Genomic DNA, 21,702 nt, shown 5'->3' on the forward strand with positions numbered 1-21,702 from the left:
CTCATGGTGTTCCGCTTTGTTTCTTTGGCGAGAAGAAGCGTACCAGAACCGGCAGTTGGCCTCTTCTCTCCTATGCACCATGGGTGTTGCAGTTATTATCTGAATTCGCGACTCTCAATACCTCGCGCCTCATGGGCCTGATCCGCCGTTTCTCACAGGATTGCGATTTACCGCTGACACTGGCGAATTTTCTGAAGTTCTACCCTCATATCAGCCTTGAGGAGATCTACAAGCGCGGCAATTGGAGCGCCTTGGTCAAACAGGCCCACAACCATACCATTTCTGAAATGAGTGATGAGAAGCTGTCGACCCTCTACACCCGGGCCATCAAAACCCGGCTATTGGGCTGCGATGCGCTCCATTACTTGAACTTCTTACAAACCTTGGTGGAAAGCGCCTTTACCTTAACGGCTGAGCACGATGAGCGGATGGCCTTGATGTGCCATTACGACTTCTGGCAACAAAGCGGCCCCAACGCAGGCTTTAGCTCCTTGGCGCACAGCCTGAAACAACTCAATCAACCAGAGTTAAGGGCCGAGCTGGCAGATCTGTTGCCCATGCTGATCAACCGGGTGCAGCACGAACAAAGCGCCATGCCAGATCTTCCCGGCAATCCACTACAACTGCATGCTCGCTATGCCAGAGAGCAAGTGCTGGTTGGCTTTGGGGCAACCACCTTCGCGCAGCAACCCACGGCTCGCGAAGGGGTCTATGTCATCGCAGAGCACAATATCGAGTTGCTGTTCGTGACCTTGAACAAAACGGAGCAGCACTTCTCCCCCACCACCCGTTATCACGACTACGCCATTAATGAGTCACTGTTCCATTGGCAGAGCCAAAACAGCGCTCGCCCAGAGCGAGGCAAGGGGCTGAGTTACATAAACCACAGGGCAGAGGGTAAGCGCGTGTTTCTGTTCGTTCGTGAGCAGAGCAAAGATGAATTTGGCCGCACCCTTGGCTTTGTGAACTTTGGTGAGGTGGAGTACATCTCCCACAGCGGTAGCCAACCGATGAACATTAAATGGCGTCTCACTACTCCGATGCCGCCTTTTATGTGGAAAGAAGCGGCCAAATTGGCAGTTGGCTGAGCGACCCATCACAACAAGGCCCACCCACGGCGGGCCGCCTTCGTGTGGTCAGCAGGCAATCCGCTCTATGCGACCACCACTGAGTTTGAAGAAGGCATCCTGTGGCAGCTCCTGCAGCCAGGTGGTGGTGTAGTCCAGATCCACATAGGCGCCGCGCAGCATGGCGCCAAAGAGACCGTGAGAAACCACGATGGCCTGCTCGGCAATCTGCTCGTCCTCAAGCCATTGCCGGGCCCGGCGCTGAATGCTCTCAAAACTCTCGCCATGGGGGGCCCGCAGATACCAGTCCGGCTCCTCCAGATCCAGCTCGGGGTGGGCCGCCAGCAGCTCGGGCACCCGGCGACCCTCCCACTCCCCCATCCCCAGCTCCACCAGCCGCTCGTCCCAGATGATGCGCTCCTGGTCCAAGCCAAGCTGCTGACACACCCGCTCCGCCGTCTGCCGTGCCCGGCCGAGGGGGCTGGCGTAGATCGTCCAGTCGGTGGGCTCGGCCAGGAGCTTGGCCAGACGGGCCCCCATGGCGAGGGCCTGGGCTTCTCCCCTGGGGGTCAACTCGGAGTTGCAACGCCCCTGCAACCGCAATTCGGCGTTGTAACGGGTCTGGCCATGGCGCAGCAAATAGAGGGTTCGAGACATGGTTTCTCCAGCAGAGTCAACGAGATAAGAAAACAGGGGGAAGATGATAACAGATGTACCGGGTCAACCAAGACCCGGAGGATGCAGGCTTGTGCTGACTCCTTGAGCGCATGGCCTGCGGCTATCGTGATAAGGACGACAGGGGCTGCGCGCCTTTATCGCACAGGCGCCTTGTGCGCTTACCACACGCCTTCGCCACGGGCCCGCCAGCGCCGTGGCAAGCGCCCCATGCTCCCCTATCTTGTTGTTCAGACGGAATAAAATGGGGATGTGCCGGTTTATCGGTCACAGGATGGCGGCCAAAGCCAGAAAAGACAGAGTTTTTGCTCTGATCCGGGGGCCATTTTGGTACGTATCTCTGGCTCACGACAGGGACGCCTGGTGTACAATCTGCCACCCGATTTCCCCTGACCCGGCCCAGGCTCAGGCCCTGATGTACCCCAGAGTAAATGAACGTGACCCCAACCCACCCCATGCTCGACAGTTATTACAGCCAGGATCTGGTGTTCTTCTCCATCCTGGTGGCGGTGCTCGCCTCCTATACGGCGCTGACCATGACCAGCCGGGTGAGCCAGAGCCGGGGACGGGCCGCCGTGCTCTGGCTCGCGGGGGGAGCCTTCGCCATGGGGCTCGGCATCTGGTCCATGCATTTTATCGGCATGCTCTCCTTCAACCTGCCCATCGCGCTGGGATACGATCTGACCCTCACCGGTCTCTCCCTGGTGGCAGCCATCGGCTCCTCGGCCTTTGCGCTCTGGCTGGTGAGTCGTCCCCAGCTCCCCTGGCACCAGATCCTGTTCGGGGCCGTGCTGATGGGGGCCGGCATTGCCACCATGCACTACATCGGCATGGCGGCCATGAAGATAGCGCCTGGCATCCACTACCTGCCTGGGCTCTTCATCCTCTCCATCCTCATCGCGGTATTCGCCTCGGGGGCCGCACTCTGGATAGCGTTTCGCCTGCGCAACAGCTCGCCCCGCGCCTTCTTCAGCAAGGCCTTCGCCTCCCTGGTGATGGGGACAGCCATCATCGGCATGCACTACACCGGCATGGCGGCGGCCCAGTTCCCCGCAGAGAGCCTGTGCGGGGCCCTCTACACCGGTCTCAATACCCAGTGGCTGGCAACCGTGGTCATCATAGTGACCCTGGCGGTGTTCGCCATCGCCTTCGTGCTCTCCATGCTGGATGCCCACGCCGCCAGGCTCTCCACCTCCCTGCATCAGGCCCACGACGAGCTGCTCAAGCTGGCGCTCCATGACAGCCTGACCCGGCTGCCGAACCGGCTGCTGTTTGCCGACCGGCTGGAGCAGCGCATCCAGGAGTGTCAGCACAGCCAGCGCAGCTTCTCCCTGCTGTTTCTCGATCTCGACGGCTTCAAGATCATCAACGATGCCCACGGCCACCACACCGGGGATCTGCTGCTGGCCGAGGTGGCCCAGCGCATCACCGGCCTGCTCGGTGCCAGCGACACCGCCTCGCGCTTTGGCGGGGACGAGTTCGTGCTGGCCCTGGCGCCGGGGGATGTGAGCCAGACCACGGCCTTCGCCGAGCGGCTGCTGGCCACCCTGGCCCAGCCCTATGAGTGGGAGCACCACAGCCTGCACATCACCGCCAGCATCGGCATTGCCGTCTATCCCCAGGATGGCACCAGCCTGCACGAGCTGACCCTCAACGCCGATGCCGCCATGTATTACGCCAAGGAGCAGGGGCGCAACGACTACTACTACTTCGACAGCGCCATGAACGCCAACGCCCACCAGCAGTTCCTGCTGCACAAGGAGCTGCAACACGCCCTGGAGCGGGGGGAGCTGGCCCTGCACTACCAGCCCAAATACTGTGCCCGCAGCGGCCAGGTGGTCGGCGCCGAGGCCCTGCTGCGCTGGCAGCACCCGGAGCATGGTGCCGTCTCGCCGGCCAGCTTCCTGCCGCTGGCGGAGAAGAGCCGGCTCATCATCCCCATCGGCAACTGGGTCATCGACGAGGCGTGCCGCCAGATGAGCGCCTGGCGGGCGGCGGGTCATCACGACTGGAGCGTGGCAGTCAATCTCTCCACCATCCAGCTCGCCAGCCCCGGGCTGCTGGAGGAGGTGCAGGGCGCCCTCGCCCGCCATCGGCTCGAGGCCCGTCACCTGACCCTGGAGATCACCGAATCCACCGCCATGCAGAAGGCCGAGGAGAGCCTCGCCATCCTCAACCGTCTGGCCGAGCTCGGCCTTGGCATCTCCATCGACGACTTCGGCACCGGCTACTCCAGCCTGCTCTACCTCAAGCGCTTCCCCGCCAACGAGCTCAAGATTGACCGGGGCTTTGTCACCACCCTGGAGCGGGGGGGCGATGATGCCACCATCATCGCCGCCATCATCGCCCTGGGTCAGGCCCTGGAGATGCGCATCGTGGCAGAGGGGGTGGAAACCCCGGAGCAGCGGGACCTGCTGACCGAGCTGGGCTGCGACACCTTGCAGGGCTACCTGCTCGGGCGCCCCATGACCGGGGAGCAACTGCTTGTCCACTGCGCTCCCGAGACTCCCCAACGGGTGCTGGAAGGTGTGCTTGCCTGACAAGCAGGTGAGGCGCAGCGCCCGTGTCGCCAGGGTCATCACCAGCCCGATTGCGTCCCTTCACGACTCAAGGTAGTCTGCTGCAAGACTCGAATGCTCCTTTATTTTGCCGGGCGCATCGAGCGCCCCCCATGGCAGATCACCCGTTCAGAGGAGCCACATCCATGGCCAGATACCAGTTCTTCAGCGTCCCCGCCTCCCGCCGTCAGCAATATACCTATGTCGACATGGCCTCCCCCACCTTCCTCACGGAGAAGGAGGCGCTGCTGACGCAAGGGTTCGAGGTGGAAGAGGATTTCATCGACGCGGCCACTCCCCGCGAGGCGGTGGAGAAGTACAGATCCGGTTTTCTCTACGTGGCGGACGAGATAGGCAAGTCAGACGAGGCCTATGCGGCGGCAACGGCCTTGCTGGAGATGGGCAATAAGATCCTGGGCCGCAAGGCGGGCTGAACAAGGCGGGCCGCCGGGACGATACCCCGATGGCCCGCAGGCAGTCAGCGTTGGGGGTGCTGGCGGAGCATCTCCACCAGCTCCTCTTCACTGCCGGGTTCATGGGCAAGCTGCAGGCTGGGGGCGGCGCCCCCCATCAGCATATAAACGTGAGTGCTGCAGTGATCGTAGTGATACCACTTACCGTCGATACAGACGTCGGTATAGCATCTCGGGTCCCTCTTGAGTTCCATACGCACATCCTTATGTGTCATTCACCAACATCACTCTTGACCGTAAAATAAGGGACCTAAGTCCCCCTTGACCTGGATCAAGGGAGGTGGCGGGCAAAAGCGGGCAGTGGCCGGATCTGGCCGGGGCGGGATGCCGCCAGCCTGGATGACAGAGCCCGCCAACCGGCCCCAGCCAGGCAACAGCGCAACAAAAACGGCGCCCGAAGGCGCCGTTTTTCATGTCCGTCATTTGACCGACGGGGAACAAGCCGCTGGCTTATTCGTCTTCCAGGTAGGCGTAGCCTTGCAGACCCAGCTCCAGCTCGTCGAGCAGGGCCTTGCGGGTCTCGTCGTCCAGCGCCGGGTGGGAGACGATGCGCTGGTAGTTCTCGCGGATCACGGACGGGTCGATGTTGACGTAACGCAGCAGCTGGTCGACGGTGTCGCCACGCACCACGTTGCGGATGTCCATCTTGCCTTCTTCATCCAGCCACACTTCCGCGCAGTGGGTGTCACCGAACAGGTTGTGCAAATCCCCCAGGATCTCCTGATAGGCACCCACCAGGAAGAAGCCGACGTGGCACTCTTCGTGCTCCCCGTAGACCGGCATCGGCAGGGTGCTTTCCACCCCCAGACCGTCGACGTAGTGCTCCACCTGACCGTCGGAGTCACAGGTGATGTCCATCAGGATGCCGCGGCGGGTGAGCGGACGATCAAGACCGGCCAGCGGCATCACCGGGAACACCTGACCGATACCCCAGGCATCCGGCAGGGACTGGAACAGGGAGAAGTTGGCAAAGCACTTGTCCGCCAGTTTCTCGGAGAGCTCGTCGGCCAGGGCGCGGTGGTTGCGGTTGACCGGGTTCAGCAGCTCCTTGAGCGCCAGACAGGTGTTCTGGTGCAGCATCTCGGCCCAGGCGCGTTGCTCCAGGTTCAAGAGGCCCATGGTGTACTGGGCGTTGACGTCACCGAGATCCGCCACGGAGTCGTGGAAGATCTCCAGCAGGGAGGGATCTTCCCCGCGCAGGTCCAGCCAGCCTTTCCACATGTTCTGCAAGATGGTGGGCGCGTCTTCGTCCGGGGCGCTGATGTCGTTCACCTCCACCCCTTCGGCACCAATGATGTTGGTGACCAGCACGGCGTGGTGTGCAGTCAGGGCACGGCCGGACTCGCTGATGATGGTCGGGTGCGGCAGGTCGAACTCGCGGCACACATCGCCGATGCCCCAGACCACGTTGTTGGCGTACTCGGAGAGGCTGTAGTTCGCGGAGCAGTGGCTCTGGGAACGGGTGCCCTCGTAGTCCACACCCAGGCCGCCGCCCACGTCCACCACCTCGACCTTGGCGCCAAGACGGCACAGCTCGGCGTAGAAGCGGCCGCACTCGCGGATGCCGCCCTGGATGTCGCGGATGTTGGCGATCTGGGAGCCCAGATGGAAGTGCAGCAGTTGCAGGCAGTCCAGCTTGCCGAGGCTGCGCAGACGCTCCACCAGCGCCAGGATCTGGGAGGCGGAGAGACCGAACTTGGACATGGAACCGCCGCTCGATTCCCACATACCGGAGCCGGTGGACGCCAGACGGGCGCGCACCCCGATGTTGGGCTTGATGTTGAGACGAGCTGACTCGTCCAGCACCATTTCCAGCTCGGAGGGCTTCTCCACCACGATGTAGACCTTGTGGCCCATCAGGTTGCCCAGGAGGGCGTGGCGGATGTATTCGCGGTCCTTGTAACCGTTGCAGACGATCACGGACCCTTGCTCATGATGATGGGACAGCACGGCCAGCAACTCGGGCTTGGAGCCCGCTTCCAGCCCAAGCCGGGGCTTGTCGCTGTAGGACTGACTGATGGTCTCGATGACGCGGCGCTGCTGGTTTACCTTGATCGGGTAAACGCACAGGTAATCCCCTTCATAGCCTGACTTTTCGATGGCCTGACCGAAGGCGTTGAACAGCGCATCGACCCGGCTCTTGAGGATGTCGGGGAAACGCAGCAACACCGGCGTGGTCAGCCCGGACTGGCGCAGTTGCTCGATGGCCTCGGACAGCACGATCTGAGCCTCGGGGCGAGACTTGTCGGGAGAGACGGTCACATGACCGGCGTCATTGATATTGAAAAAACCCGCACCCCAGTAGGGAACGTTGTAGACCTTCAAGGAGTCCTTGCTGGACCAGTTAGTCATGGGCTATGCCTCGCAAATGAGCGGCCGTGGGCCGCCTTCGTTACCCTCAATCACATCCAGACCATTGATTGCAAAATGCGGCAAGCCAGAGCGGCCTGCTGACGTTGGACCCGCAACGGAGCATGCTCCGCCACATCCTGTTCATTGCACATCGCGGCAAGCCAAGGCTGCCTGGTGGATCTTGGGAAGTAACGAGTCTTGATGTGGGGCTGGTGGCTTTACATCAAGCTCAACGGTATGCGGTAACACCTTGCCGGCGTACCGCGGTACTTTGATGACAATCGGCATCAGCCACGCCGTTTGTTCATCATTCGGCAGCCATCCCGACGGACAGGAGAAGGTTTCAAGGAAGAGAAGGGAAGACGTCAGCACGCATCATGTTGATGGACGACAACCACTACGACCCGCTCAACGCCAGTGACCGCCCATGACAAGGGAGATGATGAGCCCGAAGCCCACTCGGTCAGCTGAAAGATGAGAGTCCGTTGTTCTCCCTGATACCGGAGCCTAACCGGTATTAAAGAAACCATTCCCCAGCAGTGTCTGTCGTTTCTGCGTGCCTCGCCCTATAGGCGTCATGATCCTGCGGGTCTGGCGGACACGGCCTGCGCAGGGTTGCCCTCGGATCGGCGCGGAGTGTACACACTTACCGCAGCCAGTGACAATAAAAAATCGTGTTAAAAAACGGGTTTTCATCGGGGGGCAAAATCTCGCTGCCAGCAAGGCGGGCTCTGGGATGGCGGGGGATGAGAGCGCGTGGGCGAGGCGATGAAAATAACCAACACGTCACGCTTTTTGGGTCACCCCTTGCCAGCGCTGGGCCGAGGGGAAATTCAGCTTTTTCGCAATTGCTTAACCAGTTTTTATTTTGGAATTTTTATGCAAACTGCCGAGCAATGATCCCCGCCCCTCCCCTTCGATGGCCCTCCTCTCTCCCACAAAATCATCAAAAACTGCGCTGACGCAATAAGCGGCGCCGCCGTCTTGGCCACAATGACTCCTCTTTCGTGACCCGAGGCTTGCCCATGAACACCCTGCTTTCGCGCTTTCTCCACTACCTCACCTTTCATACCCGCTCCGATGCGACCAATCCTGCCTGCCCCAGCAGCGAGGGACAGCGCCTCTTCGCCCGGGCCCTGCGCGACGAAATGACGCAGATGGGGCTGAGCCAGGTCACCCTGGACGAGCATGGCTACCTCACCGCCTGCCTGCCGGGCAACCAGCCGGATGCCCCCGCCATCGGGCTCATCGCCCACATGGACACCGCCGATTACGAGGCCGAGTGCGTCGTTCCCCAGATAGTCGAGAACTATCAGGGGGGCGATATCTGCCTTGGCAAAGGGGACGAGGTGCTGGCCATCCGCCAGTACCGCTTCCTGAAAAACTACCTGGGGCAGGATCTCATCACCACCGACGGCACCACCCTGCTGGGGGCCGACGACAAGGCGGGCATCGCCGAGATCCTCACCGCCGTGGAATACCTGCAGGCTCACCCCGAGATCCCCCGTGGCGATGTCTGGGTCGGCTTTACCCCGGACGAGGAGATAGGGCGCGGTGCCGACCGCTTCCCGCTGGAGCGCTTCCCGGCCAAGTGGGCCTACACGGTGGATGGCGGCGAGCTCGGCGAGCTCGAATGCGAGAACTTCAACGCCGCCAGCGCCACGGTGCGCATCACAGGCAACAACGTCCACCCCGGCACCGCCAAGGGCAGCATGATCAACAGCCAGACCCTGGCCGCCCGCTTCCATGCCGCCATGCCCGCCGAGCAGACCCCGGAGTGCACCCAGGGGGATGAAGGCTTCTTCCACCTGGCCCGGATGGAGGGCACGGTGGAGGAGACCACCCTGCACTACCTCATCCGCGACTTCGACGATGACTGCTTCGCCGCCCGCAAGGCCCAGCTCAAGGAGCGGGTCGCCTCCCTGCAGCTGGACGCTCCCAGGGCGCGCATCACCCTGGAGATAGCGGACAACTACCGCAACATGCGCAGCCAGATAGCACCCCATCCCCACATCGTCGAGCTGGCCAAAGCCGCCATGGAGGCCGCCGACGTGGTACCCAAGATCAAACCCATTCGCGGCGGCACCGACGGCGCCCGGCTCTCCTTCATGGGGCTGCCTTGTCCGAACCTGTTCACCGGCGGCCACAACTTCCACGGCAAGCACGAGTTCATCCCCCTGCAATCCATGGAAAAAGCGGTCGCCACCCTGGTGGCGCTGGTGCGCCTCACCTCTGCCTGGCGGGCAGAGTAAGGGAGCAAGGACGGGGCTCGCCCCGTCATCAAACCGTCACCCAACCGACACACGAAAGGCACGCAGGGGCGTCAAGCTGGGGCAAAGTTCAGCGGAGCCTTGCCCATGTTCGATGTCGATACCCTGCTGGGGCAGCACCTGCCCCGCCTCGCCAGCCAGCCCCTCCTCCGCCCCCTGATGAGGCAGGGGCTGAGCTGGTTGCTGCACGAAGAGGCCTTCACCCGCTTTGCCGCGCGCCATCCCCACCTGCGCGGTCTGGACTTCGTCGAGCAGGCCCTCACCGAGCTCCACTTCGACTACCGGGTGAGCGAGGCCGAGCTCGAGCACATTCCCGCCAGCGGCCGGGTCATTCTTGTCGCCAACCACCCCATCGGCTCCCTGGACGGGCTGGCCCTGCTGCGCCTCATCGGGCGCATCCGCCCCGACGTCAAGATAGTGGCCAACCAGGTGCTGGCCCAGCTCACGCCGCTGCGCCCATTGCTATTGCCGGTGGACAACCTGGGGGGCAAGACCGACAGGCAGGCCATCCTCGCCATGAATGAACACCTCGCCGCCGACGGGGCCCTGGTTATCTTCCCCGCAGGCGAGGTCTCCCGCCTCGGCCCCAAGGGGGTGAAGGATGGCCCCTGGCAGGCCGGCTTCATCAAGCTGGCCCAACGCACCCGAACGCCCCTGGTGCCCATTCACCTGGGAGGGCGCAACAGCCTCTGGTTCTATCTCGCCTCCTGGCTCAACAAGCCCGCCTCCGCCCTGCTGCTGGTGCGTCAGCTGTTTCGCCAGCATGGGCAGACTCTGCCGGTGACCATAGGGGCGCGCATTCCCCTCGCCAGTTTTCAGGAGCTGCCGGCCAAGACGGCGGCCCGGCTGGTGCGCGGCCACCTCTACCGAATCGCTCGCGGCAAGGCGGGACGGCTGCAGACCGAGGCCCCCATCGCCCTGCCGGAGGATCGCCGCCTGCTGAAACAGGCCATCGACGGGTGCGAGCTGCTCGGCCAGACCCCGGACGGCCAGCGCATCCTGCTCTATCGCCGCCACGAGCAGAGCCACTCGGTGATCCTGCGTGAGCTGGGGCGCCTGCGGGAGATTGCCTTTCGGGCGGTGGGGGAAGGCTCGGGCAAGAGGCGGGATCTCGATGCCTTCGACGATGACTATCACCACCTCATCCTCTGGGATCCCGCCCGTCTCGACATCATCGGCGCCTACCGTTTCGCCCCGGTGGCCGAACGGCTGGCCAGCAAGGGGCTGGATGGCCTCTACAGCCACACCCTGTTCGGCTTCGAAGAGAAGCTGCTGCCCCGGCTGGAACAGGCCATCGAGCTTGGCCGCAGCTTCATCCAGCCCGCCTACTGGGGCAAGCGGGGGCTCGATTACCTCTGGTTCGGCATCGGGGCCTATCTGGCCCGCTATCCCCAATACCGCTACCTGTTCGGGCCCGTCACCCTCTCCGGCAGCCTGCCGCCGGCGGCCAAGGATCTGCTGGTGAGCTTCTATCGCCAGCACTTCGCCCCCGCCCTTGCCCTCGCCCCTTCCCGCCGCCCCTATCCCGCCACGCCGACGCTGTTCGAGGGGCGCGATTACGGGGACGACCTCAAGGTGCTCAAGGCCGGGCTCGACAACCTGGGCTGCGCCATTCCCACCCTCTACAAGCAGTACGCCGAGCTGTGCGAGCCGGGGGGCGTGCAGTTCATGGACTTTGGCATCGACCCGGACTTCAACCACTGCATCGACGGCCTGGTGTGGGTGGACGTGAGCCGCATCAAGCCCCACAAGCGGGCCCGCTATATCGGCCTCCCCGCCGGGGAAGGGCTGGCCACCTCTGGCGACCGTTGACCGGGGGCCGCAACGAAAGAGGGAGGCCTGCGCCTCCCTCTTTCACATCATGGGTGATGCCGCCTACTCGGCTGCGGGTTTGCGATCCGCATGGCCGAGATCCCGCTCCGGGGCGATGACATCCCGCACCCGCTGCTTGATCTCCTTGGCCTCGGGGAAACCCTCGTCGGCCACCCTGTCCCACACCAGCACCCCGTCCACCAGGATGCGAAACTCCCCCTTGCTGGCGGGCACCAGGGCCACCTCGCCCAGTTCGCCGTCGAAGGTGGAGAGCAGCTCCTGGGCGAGCCAGGCGGCCCGCAGCATCCAGCGGCAGAGGGTGCAGTAACGGATTTCGATGCGCGGTTTCGCGAGGGGCAAATGGGTGTCTGTCATGGGGTGACTCCGTGAAAATCGGTCAACCAGTGGCGAGCGATGCGCTGCATGGTGGCCTGGGGCAGTTCGTGAAGGCCCGGGGTGGATGCCTGATGGGCCAGTTGGTGCACCCCTTCGATGATCTCCGCCAGCACCAGGTAGACATATTCGCCGATGACGGCGCCGTGGACGAAGTTGACCGCCTCCCCCCGGTTGAGCAAAAAGATGGTGCTGCCGTCCGGCCGGGTCAGGGCCAGCACATGGGGACACACCTCCTCGCTCGGCCAGGGCAGCTGGGCGAGGCTGAAGGCGAATTCGTCGTCGGCGGAGGTGACCGAGGCCAGCATGGCGCCGGGGCGCAGGGCCTGCAGATCGGTGATGTCGAGGGAGCCGTTGCCGGTGGAGCAGATCACCAGCTCGGCGCGGCCCAAGGCCTCGGCCTTGTTCACCAGCTTGAAGCCGTGGGAGAGCGCCTCCACCTGGCGCAGGGCATCCGTCTCCACCAGCTCCAGATGCAGGTTGCGACAGCGCAGTTCCCGGGCGATGCTGCGCCCCACCTTGCCATAGCCGAACAGGGCGGCCTGGCAGACATTGAAGGTACGCCTCAGGGTACGCGCGAGGGACTCCGCGGAGTAGACCACGCTCAGGCCGATCTGGATATCTTCCGCCTGCTTGAGGGGGCTGCGGGCCACCGAGATGACGGGGGCCGCCAGGGACTCCTGTTCGTAGCGCTGATGGCCGTTCTCGGTCATCTCCACCACCCCGATGAAACGTGCGCCAAAGAGCTCGGCCAGTACCGCCTGGCTCTTGGCGAAGTAGCCGCCGATGTCGAGGATGATGAGCCGCTCGTGGGACATCACCAGGGGGGCAATCTGGGCGATCACCTCACCGGGATCCGAGGTCCAGTGGCGATTGAGGGGCAGCACGGGGTAGTGCTGCTGGGCCCAGGCCAGCGTCGGCCCGTGCACGGACTTGGGTTTGGGCAGGATGGCACCGACCCGGCCCACCCGATCGAGCACCTGGATGAAGTCGGGTCTGTCGGGAAGCAGGTGGGTCACCAGCAGGATGCAGAGATCCCCAAGACATCCCTGTTCGGTGAAATGGCGAAAAAACAGATGCTCAGATCCCTGACTGTGCAACTGTGGCCTCCTTAGCGTGCCGCGGGAAAGCAGGCAAACAGAACCCGGCATAGCCGGGTTCTGTGTGTATCCAGATAATTGAAAATCCTTTTTATCCGAAAGCACCATGGGTCTCAATCTTTATCTGTCCAGACTTTGACAAGCCCATCAATTTCTAAGGTAATAGCCTGTTTTTCATGCAGAAATCAGTAAAGTGACGCCTCTGGCCATACCCACCACAGACTCACTCCGGCACCGACGGCCGCCACCAGGATCAAGACCCCCCAGCGAGAGAGTCCCGGGCGCCCGTGCAGGGCACGTTCCAGCAGCGGCAACAGCCAGACCGGCAGCAGCACCAGCAGGGGCACTTCCACGTACTGCCAGGCGAGCATCTGCACGAAGGCGAGTGAAAGCCCCAGGGCAGCCGGGGTCACCTTGACCCCTGCAAAGGCGCCGAGCAGGGCACGGAATCCGGCAAACGCGGCCAGGGCCCCCGTCAGCTGGGCGATGAGCAGGCTGCCATCGATGCCGATGACCAGCGCCAGCCAGATGAAGGCCAGGGCGAAGCCGAGCCCCTCCTCGCTGTCACCACGCCAGCTCGTCCAGCCAGACCAGAGGATGGCGGGCAGCAGGGCCAGCCAGATCCCGGGCTCGCTCGCCAGCACGGAGGCCAGCCCCTGCCACCACACCAGGGTGCCCAGCACCCCGAACAGCGCGAGGGCGATCCCCTTGCTGGTACCCTGGGTCAGGGCGGGCACCAGCAGGGTCAGCGGCAGCCACTGCCACGCCTTGACCGGCAGGCCATAGGCACCGCCCAGCAGGCAACCCACCAGCCAGATCCCCAGGGCGCCCCACAGATAGCCCAGCCGCGGCCAGCGCCACGACAGCAAAGCGGCCCCTAAAGGAGCCGCCAGGGTTTGAAGCAGGAGTGCTGCGCCCATTACTTGCGCACGCCTTCAACGAACAGGTTGATGGTCATCTCGTCAGGGATGTTCGGCACCATGTAGTTCACGCCGAACTCGCTGCGCTTGATGGTGGTGGTGGCGTTGAAGCCGCTGCGGTAGCCGCCCCAGGGATCCTTGCCCTCGCCGATGTGGACCAGGTCGAAGGCCACGTCCTTGGAGACGCCGTGCAGGGTCAGGGTGCCCTTGAGCACGCCTTTGTCCTTGGTGCCTTCATAGCCGGTGCTGACGAAGGTCATCTTGGGGTACTGCTTCACGTCCAGGAAGTCGGGGCTGCGCAGGTGCTTGTCGCGGGCCTCGTGGTTGGAATCCACGCTGGCGGCATCGATTTCGAAGCTCGCCTTGGCCGCCGCCGGGTTGGCGTCGTCCATGCTGAAGGTGCCACTGAAGGTGTTGAACCGGCCGACCAGTTCGGAGAAGCCGAGGTGGCCCACCTTGAACTGGACTGTGGTGTGCGCTGCATCGACATCGTAATCGGCAGCCATCAGGGGAGCCGCCATAAACAGGCAGGAGGCCAGCAGGGCCTTGGTCATTTTCATTCCGATCGTTCCTTCATTGGGGGTTCACAACGGTGTCCAAAATGCTAACCTCCTATCGAGAATAGATAATCATCGATTTATTAAAATAATTATCAACCGAGAGTGGAATATGGATCAGATAGCCGCCATGCGCACCTTCATCAAGGTGGTGGAGTGCCAGAGCTTCACCAAGGCCGCCCATCAACTCGGGATCTCGGTCGCCATGACCTCCAAGCTGATGCAGCAGCTCGAGGAGTCCCTCTCCACCCGGCTGCTGTCGCGCACCACCCGCCAGGTCAATCCCACCGAGGCGGGCCAGTTTTACTACCAGCGCTCCCTGGCCCTGCTGGCGGAGCTGGAAGAGACCCACAGCCAGCTCACCCACAACAACCAGCAGCCCCAGGGCACCCTCAAGCTCTCGGTGCCCATGGATTTCGGCTACCTGCACCTCTCCCCCGCCCTGCCCCTGTTTCGCGAGCGCTACCCGGACTTGAAGCTCGAGATTGAGTACAGCGACCGGCGGGTGGCCCTGGTGGAGGAGGGGTTCGATCTGGCCCTGCGCATCGGCAACCTGCCGGACTCCTCCCTGGTGGCCAAGCCGCTCGCCATGATGAAGATGGTGGTGTGCGCCAGCCCCGACTACCTGGCCCGCCGGGGCAGGCCGAAGACCCCGGAGGATCTCAAGCAGCACGACTGCCTCATCTACACCCTGACCCAGCCGGACTGGGTCTTCAAACGGGATGGGGAGGAGCACAGCATCCGCCCCCAGGGGCCCCTTCGCGCCAACAACGGGGTGGCCCTGACCCGGGCCGCCTGCGACCACCAGGGCATCATCTTGCAGCCCACCTTCATCGTGGGGGATGCGCTGCGCTCGGGGGCGCTGGTCCCCTTGTTGCTGGAGTGGGAGAAGGGGCAGGTGGGGCTCTATGCCCTCTATCCGCACCGCCGTTTCGTGTCGGCCAAAGTGCGCTGCTTCATCGAATTCGTGCAGGAGCGCTATCTGGCGCCCCACTACTGGGACAGGGAGACCTGAGCCCGGGCTCAGGGGGTGGGCATCAGCTCGGCCACCAGCAGGTGATCCTGCTGGCTCATCTGCCAGCGTGGCAGACGCTGGCGCAAGGCGGCGAGCTCGGCCTCCCCCAGCGCATAGGGCAGGGTGACGTGCAGGCAGTGGCAATCCAGCATGGCCGCCAACTGCATCATCAGGGCGAGGTTCGCCTCGTCGCTCTTGTGCTTGTTGATGCGCTTGCCGAGCTCGTGGCGAAAGTGGGTCTCGGGATCCTGGGTCATCGCCTGCCAGCCGTAGCCAAAGAGCGGGATGAAGGCGCTGACGATGCCAAGGGCGGTGAGGGGCCGTTTGGGCGGGTGATAGAGGGCGTTGAGATCCAGCAGGATGGGGCTTTGATGGGGCTCACGACTGCCGGATAAAATAGTATTGCTCATTGGATTACCCTGTTGATTCCTCTAGACTTCGCCGCATATTTGACCTGACATGCCAACGAGGTGCTGATGCTAAGCGATATCGAGATCTCCCGCCAGTCCCCCCGCCTGCCCATCGCCGAGGTGGCAGCTCAGCTCGGCATAGCGGCCGCCCATCTCCACCCCCACGGCCATTACAAGGGCAAACTCGACCTCGCGCTGCTCCATCACGCCCCCGCCCGCGAGCCCGGCAAGCTGGTGCTGGTGAGCGCCATCACGCCCACCCCCCTTGGGGAGGGCAAGACGGTCACCACGATCGGCCTCTCCATGGGGCTCAACCACATCGGCCAGCCCAGCATCGCCACCATTCGCCAACCGAGCCTCGGCCCCGTCTTCGGGGTCAAGGGGGGCGCCGCCGGGGGCGGCATGGCCCAGGTGGTGCCGATGGAGGAGATGAACCTGCACCTCACCGGGGATTTTCACGCCCTCACCGCCGCCCACAACCTGGCCTCTGCCGCCCTGGATGCCCGCCTGTTCCATGAACGCAAACTCGGTGACCAGTTCAGCGCCAGAACCGGCCTGGCGCGGCTCGATATCGACCCGGCCAACATCCTCTGGCCCCGCACCCTGGACATGAACGACCGGGCGCTTCGCCACCTCACCCTCGGCCAGGGCGGTGCTGCCGATGGTGTCGAGCGCCCCGATCGCTTCGTCATCACCGCCGCCTCCGAGCTGATGGCCATTCTGGCGCTGGCCAGGGATCTCAAGGACTTGCGCGCGCGTATCGGCCGCATCCAGCTCGCCCTCGACCAGCGCGGCAAGCCCGTCACCGCCGAGCAGCTGGAAGTGGCGGGGGCCATGACGGTGCTGCTCAAAGACGCCCTCAAGCCCACCCTGATGCAGACCACGGAGCAGACCCCTGTGCTGGTCCACGCCGGCCCCTTTGCCAACATCGCCCACGGCAACTCCTCCGTCATCGCCGATCGCATGGCGCTGGGTCTTGCCGACTATGTGGTGACCGAGGCGGGTTTTGGCTCCGACATGGGGCTGGAGAAGTTCTTCAACATCAAGTATCGCCAGTCCGGCCTCGCCCCCGCCTGCGTGGTGCTGGTGGCCACGGTGCGCGGCCTCAAGGCCAACAGCGGCCTGCTCGACATCCGGCCGGGCCAGCCGCTGCCGGCCAGCCTGCAAGGGGAAGATCTGCCCACCCTGACAGCGGGGTGCGCCAACCTCGCCTGGCATATTCACAACGCCCGCCGTTACGGGGTGCCCGTGGTGGTCGCCATCAACCGCTTCCCCACCGACAGCGATGCCGAGCTGGCCCTGCTGGAGGAGGCGGCGCGCCAGGCCGGTGCCTGTGGCGTCGCCCTCTCCCGGGCCTTCACTGACGGTGGCGCGGGTGCGGCGGATCTGGCTCACGCCGTGGTGGCGGCCTGCAAGCAGCCCAGTGAGGTCAGGCTGCTCTACCCCGATGAGATGAGCCTTGCCGCCAAGCTCGCCACCCTGGTGGAGTGCGGCTATGGTGGCCGGGGCGTCACCCTCTCGGACAAGGCGCGCCAGCAACTGGCCAGACTCTCGGCAGAGGGCCAGGATCACCTGCCCGTCTGCATGGCCAAGACGCCGCTCTCCATCAGCCATGACCCCGCCAGGAAGGGCGTGCCGACGGACTTCGAGGTGCCCATCGAGGAGGTGAAACTCTGCGCGGGGGCAGGCTTCGTCTATGCCCTGGCGGGCCCCATCATGACCATGCCGGGCCTGGGCAGCCTGCCGGCCTATCGCCATATCGACATCGACGATGACGGGGAGATTGTCGGCCTGAGCTGACGTACAGGCTGGCAGGCTGCCGTCCCTGAACACCATATGGACATCGACGATGACAGGGAGATTGTCGGCCTGAGCTGACGGCGCCCAGGTCCAGCCAGAAACAACAAGGCCCCGCCGATTGGCGGGGCCTTGTTGTGCGTATCAGAACGCCATCAGTAGTGGAAGCGCCCCAGCTTGCTCATGACCGTCTCGGTCAACCCGTGCATCTGCCGGCTCTGGGCATCCTGCTCCCGGGCCACCCGGGTGGAGGCGCTCGCCAGCTCGTGGATGTTGCTGACGTTCTGGTTAATCTCCTCGCTCACCTTGGATTGCTGCTCGGCGGCGCTCGCAATCTGGGTCGCCATGTCCTGGATACGGTCGGCGGCCTGCACTATGGTCGCCAGCTCGCTTACCGCCTGCTCGGCATCACGCAGCGCCAGGCTGCTCAACTGGCGCCCCTCTGTCATGGTGTCGACCGCGGCGCGCGTGGTATCCCGCAGCCTGTCTATCATCTGTTGGATCTCCTGGGTCGAGGCCCGGGTCTTGGAGGCAAGGGTACGCACCTCGTCGGCCACCACGGCGAAACCGCGACCATGTTCACCGGCCCGTGCCGCCTCGATGGCTGCGTTCAGCGCCAGCAGGTTGGTCTGCTCAGAGATGGTCCGGATCACATCCAGGATGCTGCCAATCTGCACCCCCTGCTGCTGCAAGGCGGTGATCCTGTCCGACACCTCGCTGACCTGGGCACTCAACTGGCGGATGCCGTTGGCAGAGGCGCTCACCACCTGCTGACCCTTGTGCACCGCATGACGGGTCTCATCCACCGCCTGGGCCGTGATCTGGGCGCTGCTGGAGACGGAGTCTGCGGTCGATGACATTTCATGGATGGCCGTGGCCACCAGCTCGACCTGCTCCAGCTGGTGATGGCTGTTCGCCAGCCCCTGCTGGGCCTGCCTGGCCGAGTTCACCGCCGCCTGCTGCAACTCGTGCACGCTGGTGGCGGTGTCGGTCACTATGCCCTGCACGGTCGCGACGAACTGGTTTATCCCCTCCGCCAGCACCCCGGTTTCATCGCGCCGGTGCTGGGTCAGCCGCTGAGTCAGATCCCCTCCGGCGCTGGAGAGACGCGCCACCATGCGAGCCGTCTCCTGCACCGGCCGGGAGATGGACCCTGCCGCGAAAGCGAGCCCGACCAGACCGATACCCGCCACCAGGATGCCCACCATCAGCTGGGTCCAGACCCCCTTGCCAAAGGCCTCGGCACGGGCCTGCGCCATCCGCTCGTACTCGGCATAGAGGGCGCTGCCCGGTACCTCGATGGCGATCCCCCAGGCCTGTGTGACCTTGTTGAGGCTGATGGGTGCGAAGACCCTCAAGCCATCGGCGTGCTCGTCGCTGCCCCTCTCGCCACGTTGCAACTGGGCCAGCAAGGATGGATCCTGCAAGCGCTGCCCTACCCCGTCGCCATCGCGGGAGTCGGCGGCGATGATGCCCATGGGGCTGATGATGCGCACCCTGCCCTGCCCGTCGAATACCCGTCTGCTGATGTCAGCGGCCAGCCGTTGCAGGTAGTTGAGGGAGTAGTCGATGCCCACCATACCGAGGTATTGATCCCCGTTCAGCACAGGCACCACGAAGGAGGTGAGCAGGGTGGGCTGACCGTTGACCTGGTAGACGGAGGGGTCGACGGCGCAGCTTGCCTTGCTCTCCTGCGGGCAGAGATACCACTCGGAGGCCCGGATCCCGGTCGCGCTCGGCGTCTTGCTGTAGAAATCCCCCAGGGGTTTGAGGTCAAAACCGGCCGGGCCGCGGCTCCAGTAGGGGGCGAAGTTGCCCGATGCCTGGCTATGCCGGCCATCATCGGTATGGAGCGCATCCTGACCGTCGAAACGGTCCGCCTCCCAGCCACTGTAGATGCTGAGGAAATCCGGGTTGCGATCCCCTATGTCCTTGAGCAGGGCCGTGACCTCGTCCCGATCGAGAGGCTCGGACTGATCGACATTGCCCGCCAGCAGTGCCGCCAGGGTTTCGGCCGCATCCAGCGCCAGTTCGAAGGAGCGTGCCACCTCGCTCGCCTGACCATCCGCCAGGGTCAGCAGCCACTGCCTGGCCTGCTGGCGGGCCGCATCGTGGCTCTCCTGCTGGATCTTCTCCTGCATGCTGGCCAGGGAAACATAGCTGTAACCCACCACGCTGAGGACGGTGGTCAGCAGGATGCAACCCGCAAAGAACATGACTTGATACTTGATGGAACGGAACATGGCGGATGGTGGGTCTCTTGAGCCAAAACAGAGGCATTATGCGGGCTCGCAAACAGGTCGTAAACGGCCCCGCATGAAATTAATCGCCGATTTGTGAGCGAATTCGAACATCCGGCCTGTCATCCCCCCATCCGGTAGGTGACGGGGCAGGCGGGCCGGTTGAAACGGGCACAGGGAGGGCGATGACAAACAACAAGACCCCGCCAATCGGCGGGGCCTTCTGCGCTGTGCCGGGTGGCAGCAAGACTCAGAGGGTGAAGCGCTGGGTCATATGGTGCAGCGAGGTGGCCAGCTTGCTCAGCTCGACACAGGCCTGGGCGGTCTGCTGCGCCCCCTGGGCATTCTCGTCGGCGGCGGTGTGGATCTTGACGATGCTGCGATTGAGCTCCTCGGTAACCGCGTTCTGCTGCTCGGTGGCGGTGGCGATCAGGGTGTTCATGTCGGTGATCTGGGTGACGGCACCATTGATGCTGTCGATGCTGCTCCCCGCCTCCCGCGCCAGCTCCACGCTCTCCTGCATCTGCTGACGGCTCAGCTGCATGGCGCTGCCCGCCTCGGCGGTGCGCTCCTGAAGCACTTCGATCATCTTGCTGATCTCGGCGGTGGACGCCTGGGTACGCTGGGCCAGACTGCGCACCTCGTCCGCCACCACCGCAAAGCCACGGCCCTGCTCGCCGGCCCGGGCCGCTTCGATGGCCGCGTTGAGGGCCAGCAGGTTGGTCTGCTCGGCGATGCCGCGAATCACGTCCAGCACCATGCTGATGCTGGCGCTGTCGGTCTCCAGTTGCTGCACCACGCTCCCGGCCTGCTCTATCTGACGGGAGACCTGCTCTATGCTGCCGATGGCGCTGCGTACCACCTGGTTGCCCTGGGTGGAGGTGCGGGAAGCCTGCTTGGCCGCCCCCATGGCGTCCGTGGTGTTGCGAGCCACCTCATTGACGGTGGACTGCATCTCGTTCATGGCGGTGGCGACCTGAGAGACCTCTCCCTGCTGGCTTGCCATGCCTTTGGCGGACTGCTCGGAGATGGCGCTCACCTCCTCTACCGCGCTGCTGAGCTGGCTCACCGAGCCGGAGATTTCGCTCACCAGCTCTGCCAGTGCCCCCTGCATCCGGTCGATGGCCGACCCCAGCTGACCCAGCTCGTCGCGGTTGAAGCGGTTGCCGCGGACCCACTCCTGCAGCTCGCCCCGGCCGAGATCGCCGCTCGCGATGCGCTGGGCCTGACGGGCCAGCATGATGAGCGGGTCGCGGATCTGGCGGGTCAGCACCACCGAGAGGGCGACAACCAGGGCCAGGCCGATCACTAGGGCCAGGGTCACGCTCAGTTTGGCGCTGTCAAAGGCGTCCACCACCTCGGCACGGGAACCCACGGAGTAGCCGTGGTTGATGCGGATAAGCTCACCCACCGACTTGGTCAGATTGGTGTAGAGGGTGATCCCCTCCCCCATGAAGAGGTGCTGGGCTTCGGCCATCTGTCCCGAGTCCTGCATCTGCCGGATGCGCTGGTGCAGGGCGACATATCGCTCCCAGTCCGCCTTGACGATGTCAAAGGCGCGGCGCTCCTCCCGATCCTCCGCCCAGATGGTGCCATCGTGGGCCACTATCTGGCGCGCAGCCTCTTGCAGGCTCTTCTCGCTCTCGTTGCGGTAGCGGGCCTTCTGCTGGGCATCGTCCGCCACCAGGAAGACATCCAGCTCGTAGCGGCGCAGGGCATTGATGGTCTCGCCGAGGGTGCTGGTCCGCACGACGGCGGGCAGGATACTGTCGGTAAAGCCGATGGCGGCGCGGTTCATCTTGCTGAATTCAAACAGCGAGAAGCCGCCGATAAAGGCCATCATCAGGCCGAGTACGGCAAAGCCGGCGGTAAGTTTTTTGCCTATCGTCATGGTGTTCATGGCATGTCCTGCATGGGGGAAAACAAGTGGCATTGCTGGGCGCAGGCCTGGCCTGCGCCTTCACTACCCTCCTTGGCAGCACATCTCGTCCCTGTCGGCGCGCACAAGGGCGGGCCCGGGGTGTCGGCGTCAACCAGACCGTCCGACAACACGGAGAGCCATA

General features: G+C 64.0%; 17 protein-coding genes. 7 read left to right on the top strand and 10 right to left on the bottom strand.

Going from position 1 to position 21,702, the window contains the following annotated elements; all coding sequences use genetic code 11:
- A partial coding sequence (locus tag PG883_RS10455) for a DUF3427 domain-containing protein (protein WP_270807192.1) occupies positions 1–1,088 on the top strand: 1,088 nt, incomplete at its 5' end.
- 48 nt (positions 1,089–1,136) lie between these two features.
- Here PG883_RS10455 and PG883_RS10460 read toward each other — a convergent pair.
- Positions 1,137–1,724, bottom strand: coding sequence for a histidine phosphatase family protein (locus tag PG883_RS10460; RefSeq protein WP_049636328.1), 588 nt, complete (start codon positions 1,722–1,724; stop codon positions 1,137–1,139).
- A 449-nt stretch (positions 1,725–2,173) separates the two neighbouring features.
- Between PG883_RS10460 and PG883_RS10465 the strand changes: the two genes are divergently transcribed.
- Positions 2,174–4,282, top strand: a complete 2,109-nt coding sequence (locus tag PG883_RS10465) for a putative bifunctional diguanylate cyclase/phosphodiesterase (protein WP_223924602.1) — start codon at positions 2,174–2,176, stop codon at positions 4,280–4,282.
- Between the two features lie 164 nt (positions 4,283–4,446).
- Positions 4,447–4,734 carry a hypothetical protein gene (locus PG883_RS10470; protein WP_049636330.1) on the top strand — a complete coding sequence of 96 codons (288 nt, stop codon included), beginning with the start codon at positions 4,447–4,449 and terminating at the stop codon, positions 4,732–4,734.
- Between the two features lie 44 nt (positions 4,735–4,778).
- On the opposite strand, the gene PG883_RS10475 is transcribed toward PG883_RS10470, so the two are convergent.
- Positions 4,779–4,967 (bottom strand): hypothetical protein, encoded by a 189-nt coding sequence (locus PG883_RS10475; protein ID WP_010674183.1) that lies wholly within the window; start codon positions 4,965–4,967, stop codon positions 4,779–4,781.
- A 256-nt stretch (positions 4,968–5,223) separates the two neighbouring features.
- A complete protein-coding gene (gene speA, locus PG883_RS10480; RefSeq protein WP_029314286.1) occupies positions 5,224–7,125 on the bottom strand; it encodes a biosynthetic arginine decarboxylase in 1,902 nt (633 codons plus the stop codon).
- A 1,025-nt stretch (positions 7,126–8,150) separates the two neighbouring features.
- On the opposite strand from speA, the gene pepT reads away from it, so the two are divergent.
- Together pepT and PG883_RS10490 are read left to right on the top strand one after the other, a co-directional pair.
- Complete coding sequence (gene pepT, locus PG883_RS10485; protein WP_049636331.1) at positions 8,151–9,377, top strand: peptidase T; 1,227 nt, start codon at positions 8,151–8,153, stop codon at positions 9,375–9,377.
- Between the two features lie 105 nt (positions 9,378–9,482).
- Positions 9,483–11,207 (top strand): lysophospholipid acyltransferase family protein, encoded by a 1,725-nt coding sequence (locus PG883_RS10490; protein ID WP_049636332.1) that lies wholly within the window; start codon positions 9,483–9,485, stop codon positions 11,205–11,207.
- 63 nt (positions 11,208–11,270) lie between these two features.
- Here PG883_RS10490 and PG883_RS10495 read toward each other — a convergent pair whose 3' ends face one another.
- From PG883_RS10495 to PG883_RS10510, 4 genes are all read right to left on the bottom strand, one after another.
- Positions 11,271–11,582 (bottom strand): SelT/SelW/SelH family protein, encoded by a 312-nt coding sequence (locus tag PG883_RS10495; protein ID WP_010674179.1) that lies wholly within the window; start codon positions 11,580–11,582, stop codon positions 11,271–11,273.
- The gene (locus PG883_RS10500; RefSeq protein ID WP_049636333.1) at positions 11,579–12,700 is read right to left on the bottom strand and encodes an adenosylhomocysteinase; all 1,122 of its coding nucleotides are present in this window, start codon (positions 12,698–12,700) and stop codon (positions 11,579–11,581) included. The genes PG883_RS10495 and PG883_RS10500 overlap by 4 nt, the downstream gene beginning before the upstream one ends.
- Positions 12,701–12,885: 185 nt before the next feature.
- A complete protein-coding gene (locus PG883_RS10505; RefSeq protein ID WP_049636334.1) occupies positions 12,886–13,620 on the bottom strand; it encodes a hypothetical protein in 735 nt (244 codons plus the stop codon).
- Positions 13,620–14,180, bottom strand: coding sequence for a YceI family protein (locus PG883_RS10510; RefSeq protein ID WP_010674176.1), 561 nt, complete (start codon positions 14,178–14,180; stop codon positions 13,620–13,622). The genes PG883_RS10505 and PG883_RS10510 overlap by 1 nt, the downstream gene beginning before the upstream one ends.
- Positions 14,181–14,289: 109 nt before the next feature.
- On the opposite strand from PG883_RS10510, the gene PG883_RS10515 reads away from it, so the two are divergent.
- Positions 14,290–15,192 carry a LysR family transcriptional regulator gene (locus tag PG883_RS10515; RefSeq protein ID WP_039038856.1) on the top strand — a complete coding sequence of 301 codons (903 nt, stop codon included), beginning with the start codon at positions 14,290–14,292 and terminating at the stop codon, positions 15,190–15,192.
- An 8-nt stretch (positions 15,193–15,200) separates the two neighbouring features.
- Here PG883_RS10515 and PG883_RS10520 read toward each other — a convergent pair whose 3' ends face one another.
- Positions 15,201–15,602, bottom strand: coding sequence for a hypothetical protein (locus PG883_RS10520; protein WP_010674174.1), 402 nt, complete (start codon positions 15,600–15,602; stop codon positions 15,201–15,203).
- A gap of 66 nt (positions 15,603–15,668) precedes the next feature.
- Here PG883_RS10520 and PG883_RS10525 point away from each other — a divergent pair, with 66 nt between their 5' ends.
- The gene (locus tag PG883_RS10525; RefSeq protein WP_049636335.1) at positions 15,669–17,402 is read left to right on the top strand and encodes a formate--tetrahydrofolate ligase; all 1,734 of its coding nucleotides are present in this window, start codon (positions 15,669–15,671) and stop codon (positions 17,400–17,402) included.
- A gap of 152 nt (positions 17,403–17,554) precedes the next feature.
- Here the strand turns inward: PG883_RS10525 and PG883_RS10530 are convergent, their stop codons facing one another.
- Both PG883_RS10530 and PG883_RS10535 read right to left on the bottom strand, forming a co-directional pair.
- Positions 17,555–19,642, bottom strand: coding sequence for a methyl-accepting chemotaxis protein (locus PG883_RS10530; RefSeq protein WP_049636336.1), 2,088 nt, complete (start codon positions 19,640–19,642; stop codon positions 17,555–17,557).
- 247 nt (positions 19,643–19,889) lie between these two features.
- The gene (locus PG883_RS10535; RefSeq protein WP_049636337.1) at positions 19,890–21,539 is read right to left on the bottom strand and encodes a methyl-accepting chemotaxis protein; all 1,650 of its coding nucleotides are present in this window, start codon (positions 21,537–21,539) and stop codon (positions 19,890–19,892) included.
- Positions 21,540–21,702: the final 163 nt, after the last annotated feature.

Origin of the sequence: Aeromonas sp. QDB25, assembly GCF_027707725.1 — a bacterium.
Taxonomy (GTDB): Bacteria; Pseudomonadota; Gammaproteobacteria; order Enterobacterales; family Aeromonadaceae; genus Aeromonas; species Aeromonas caviae.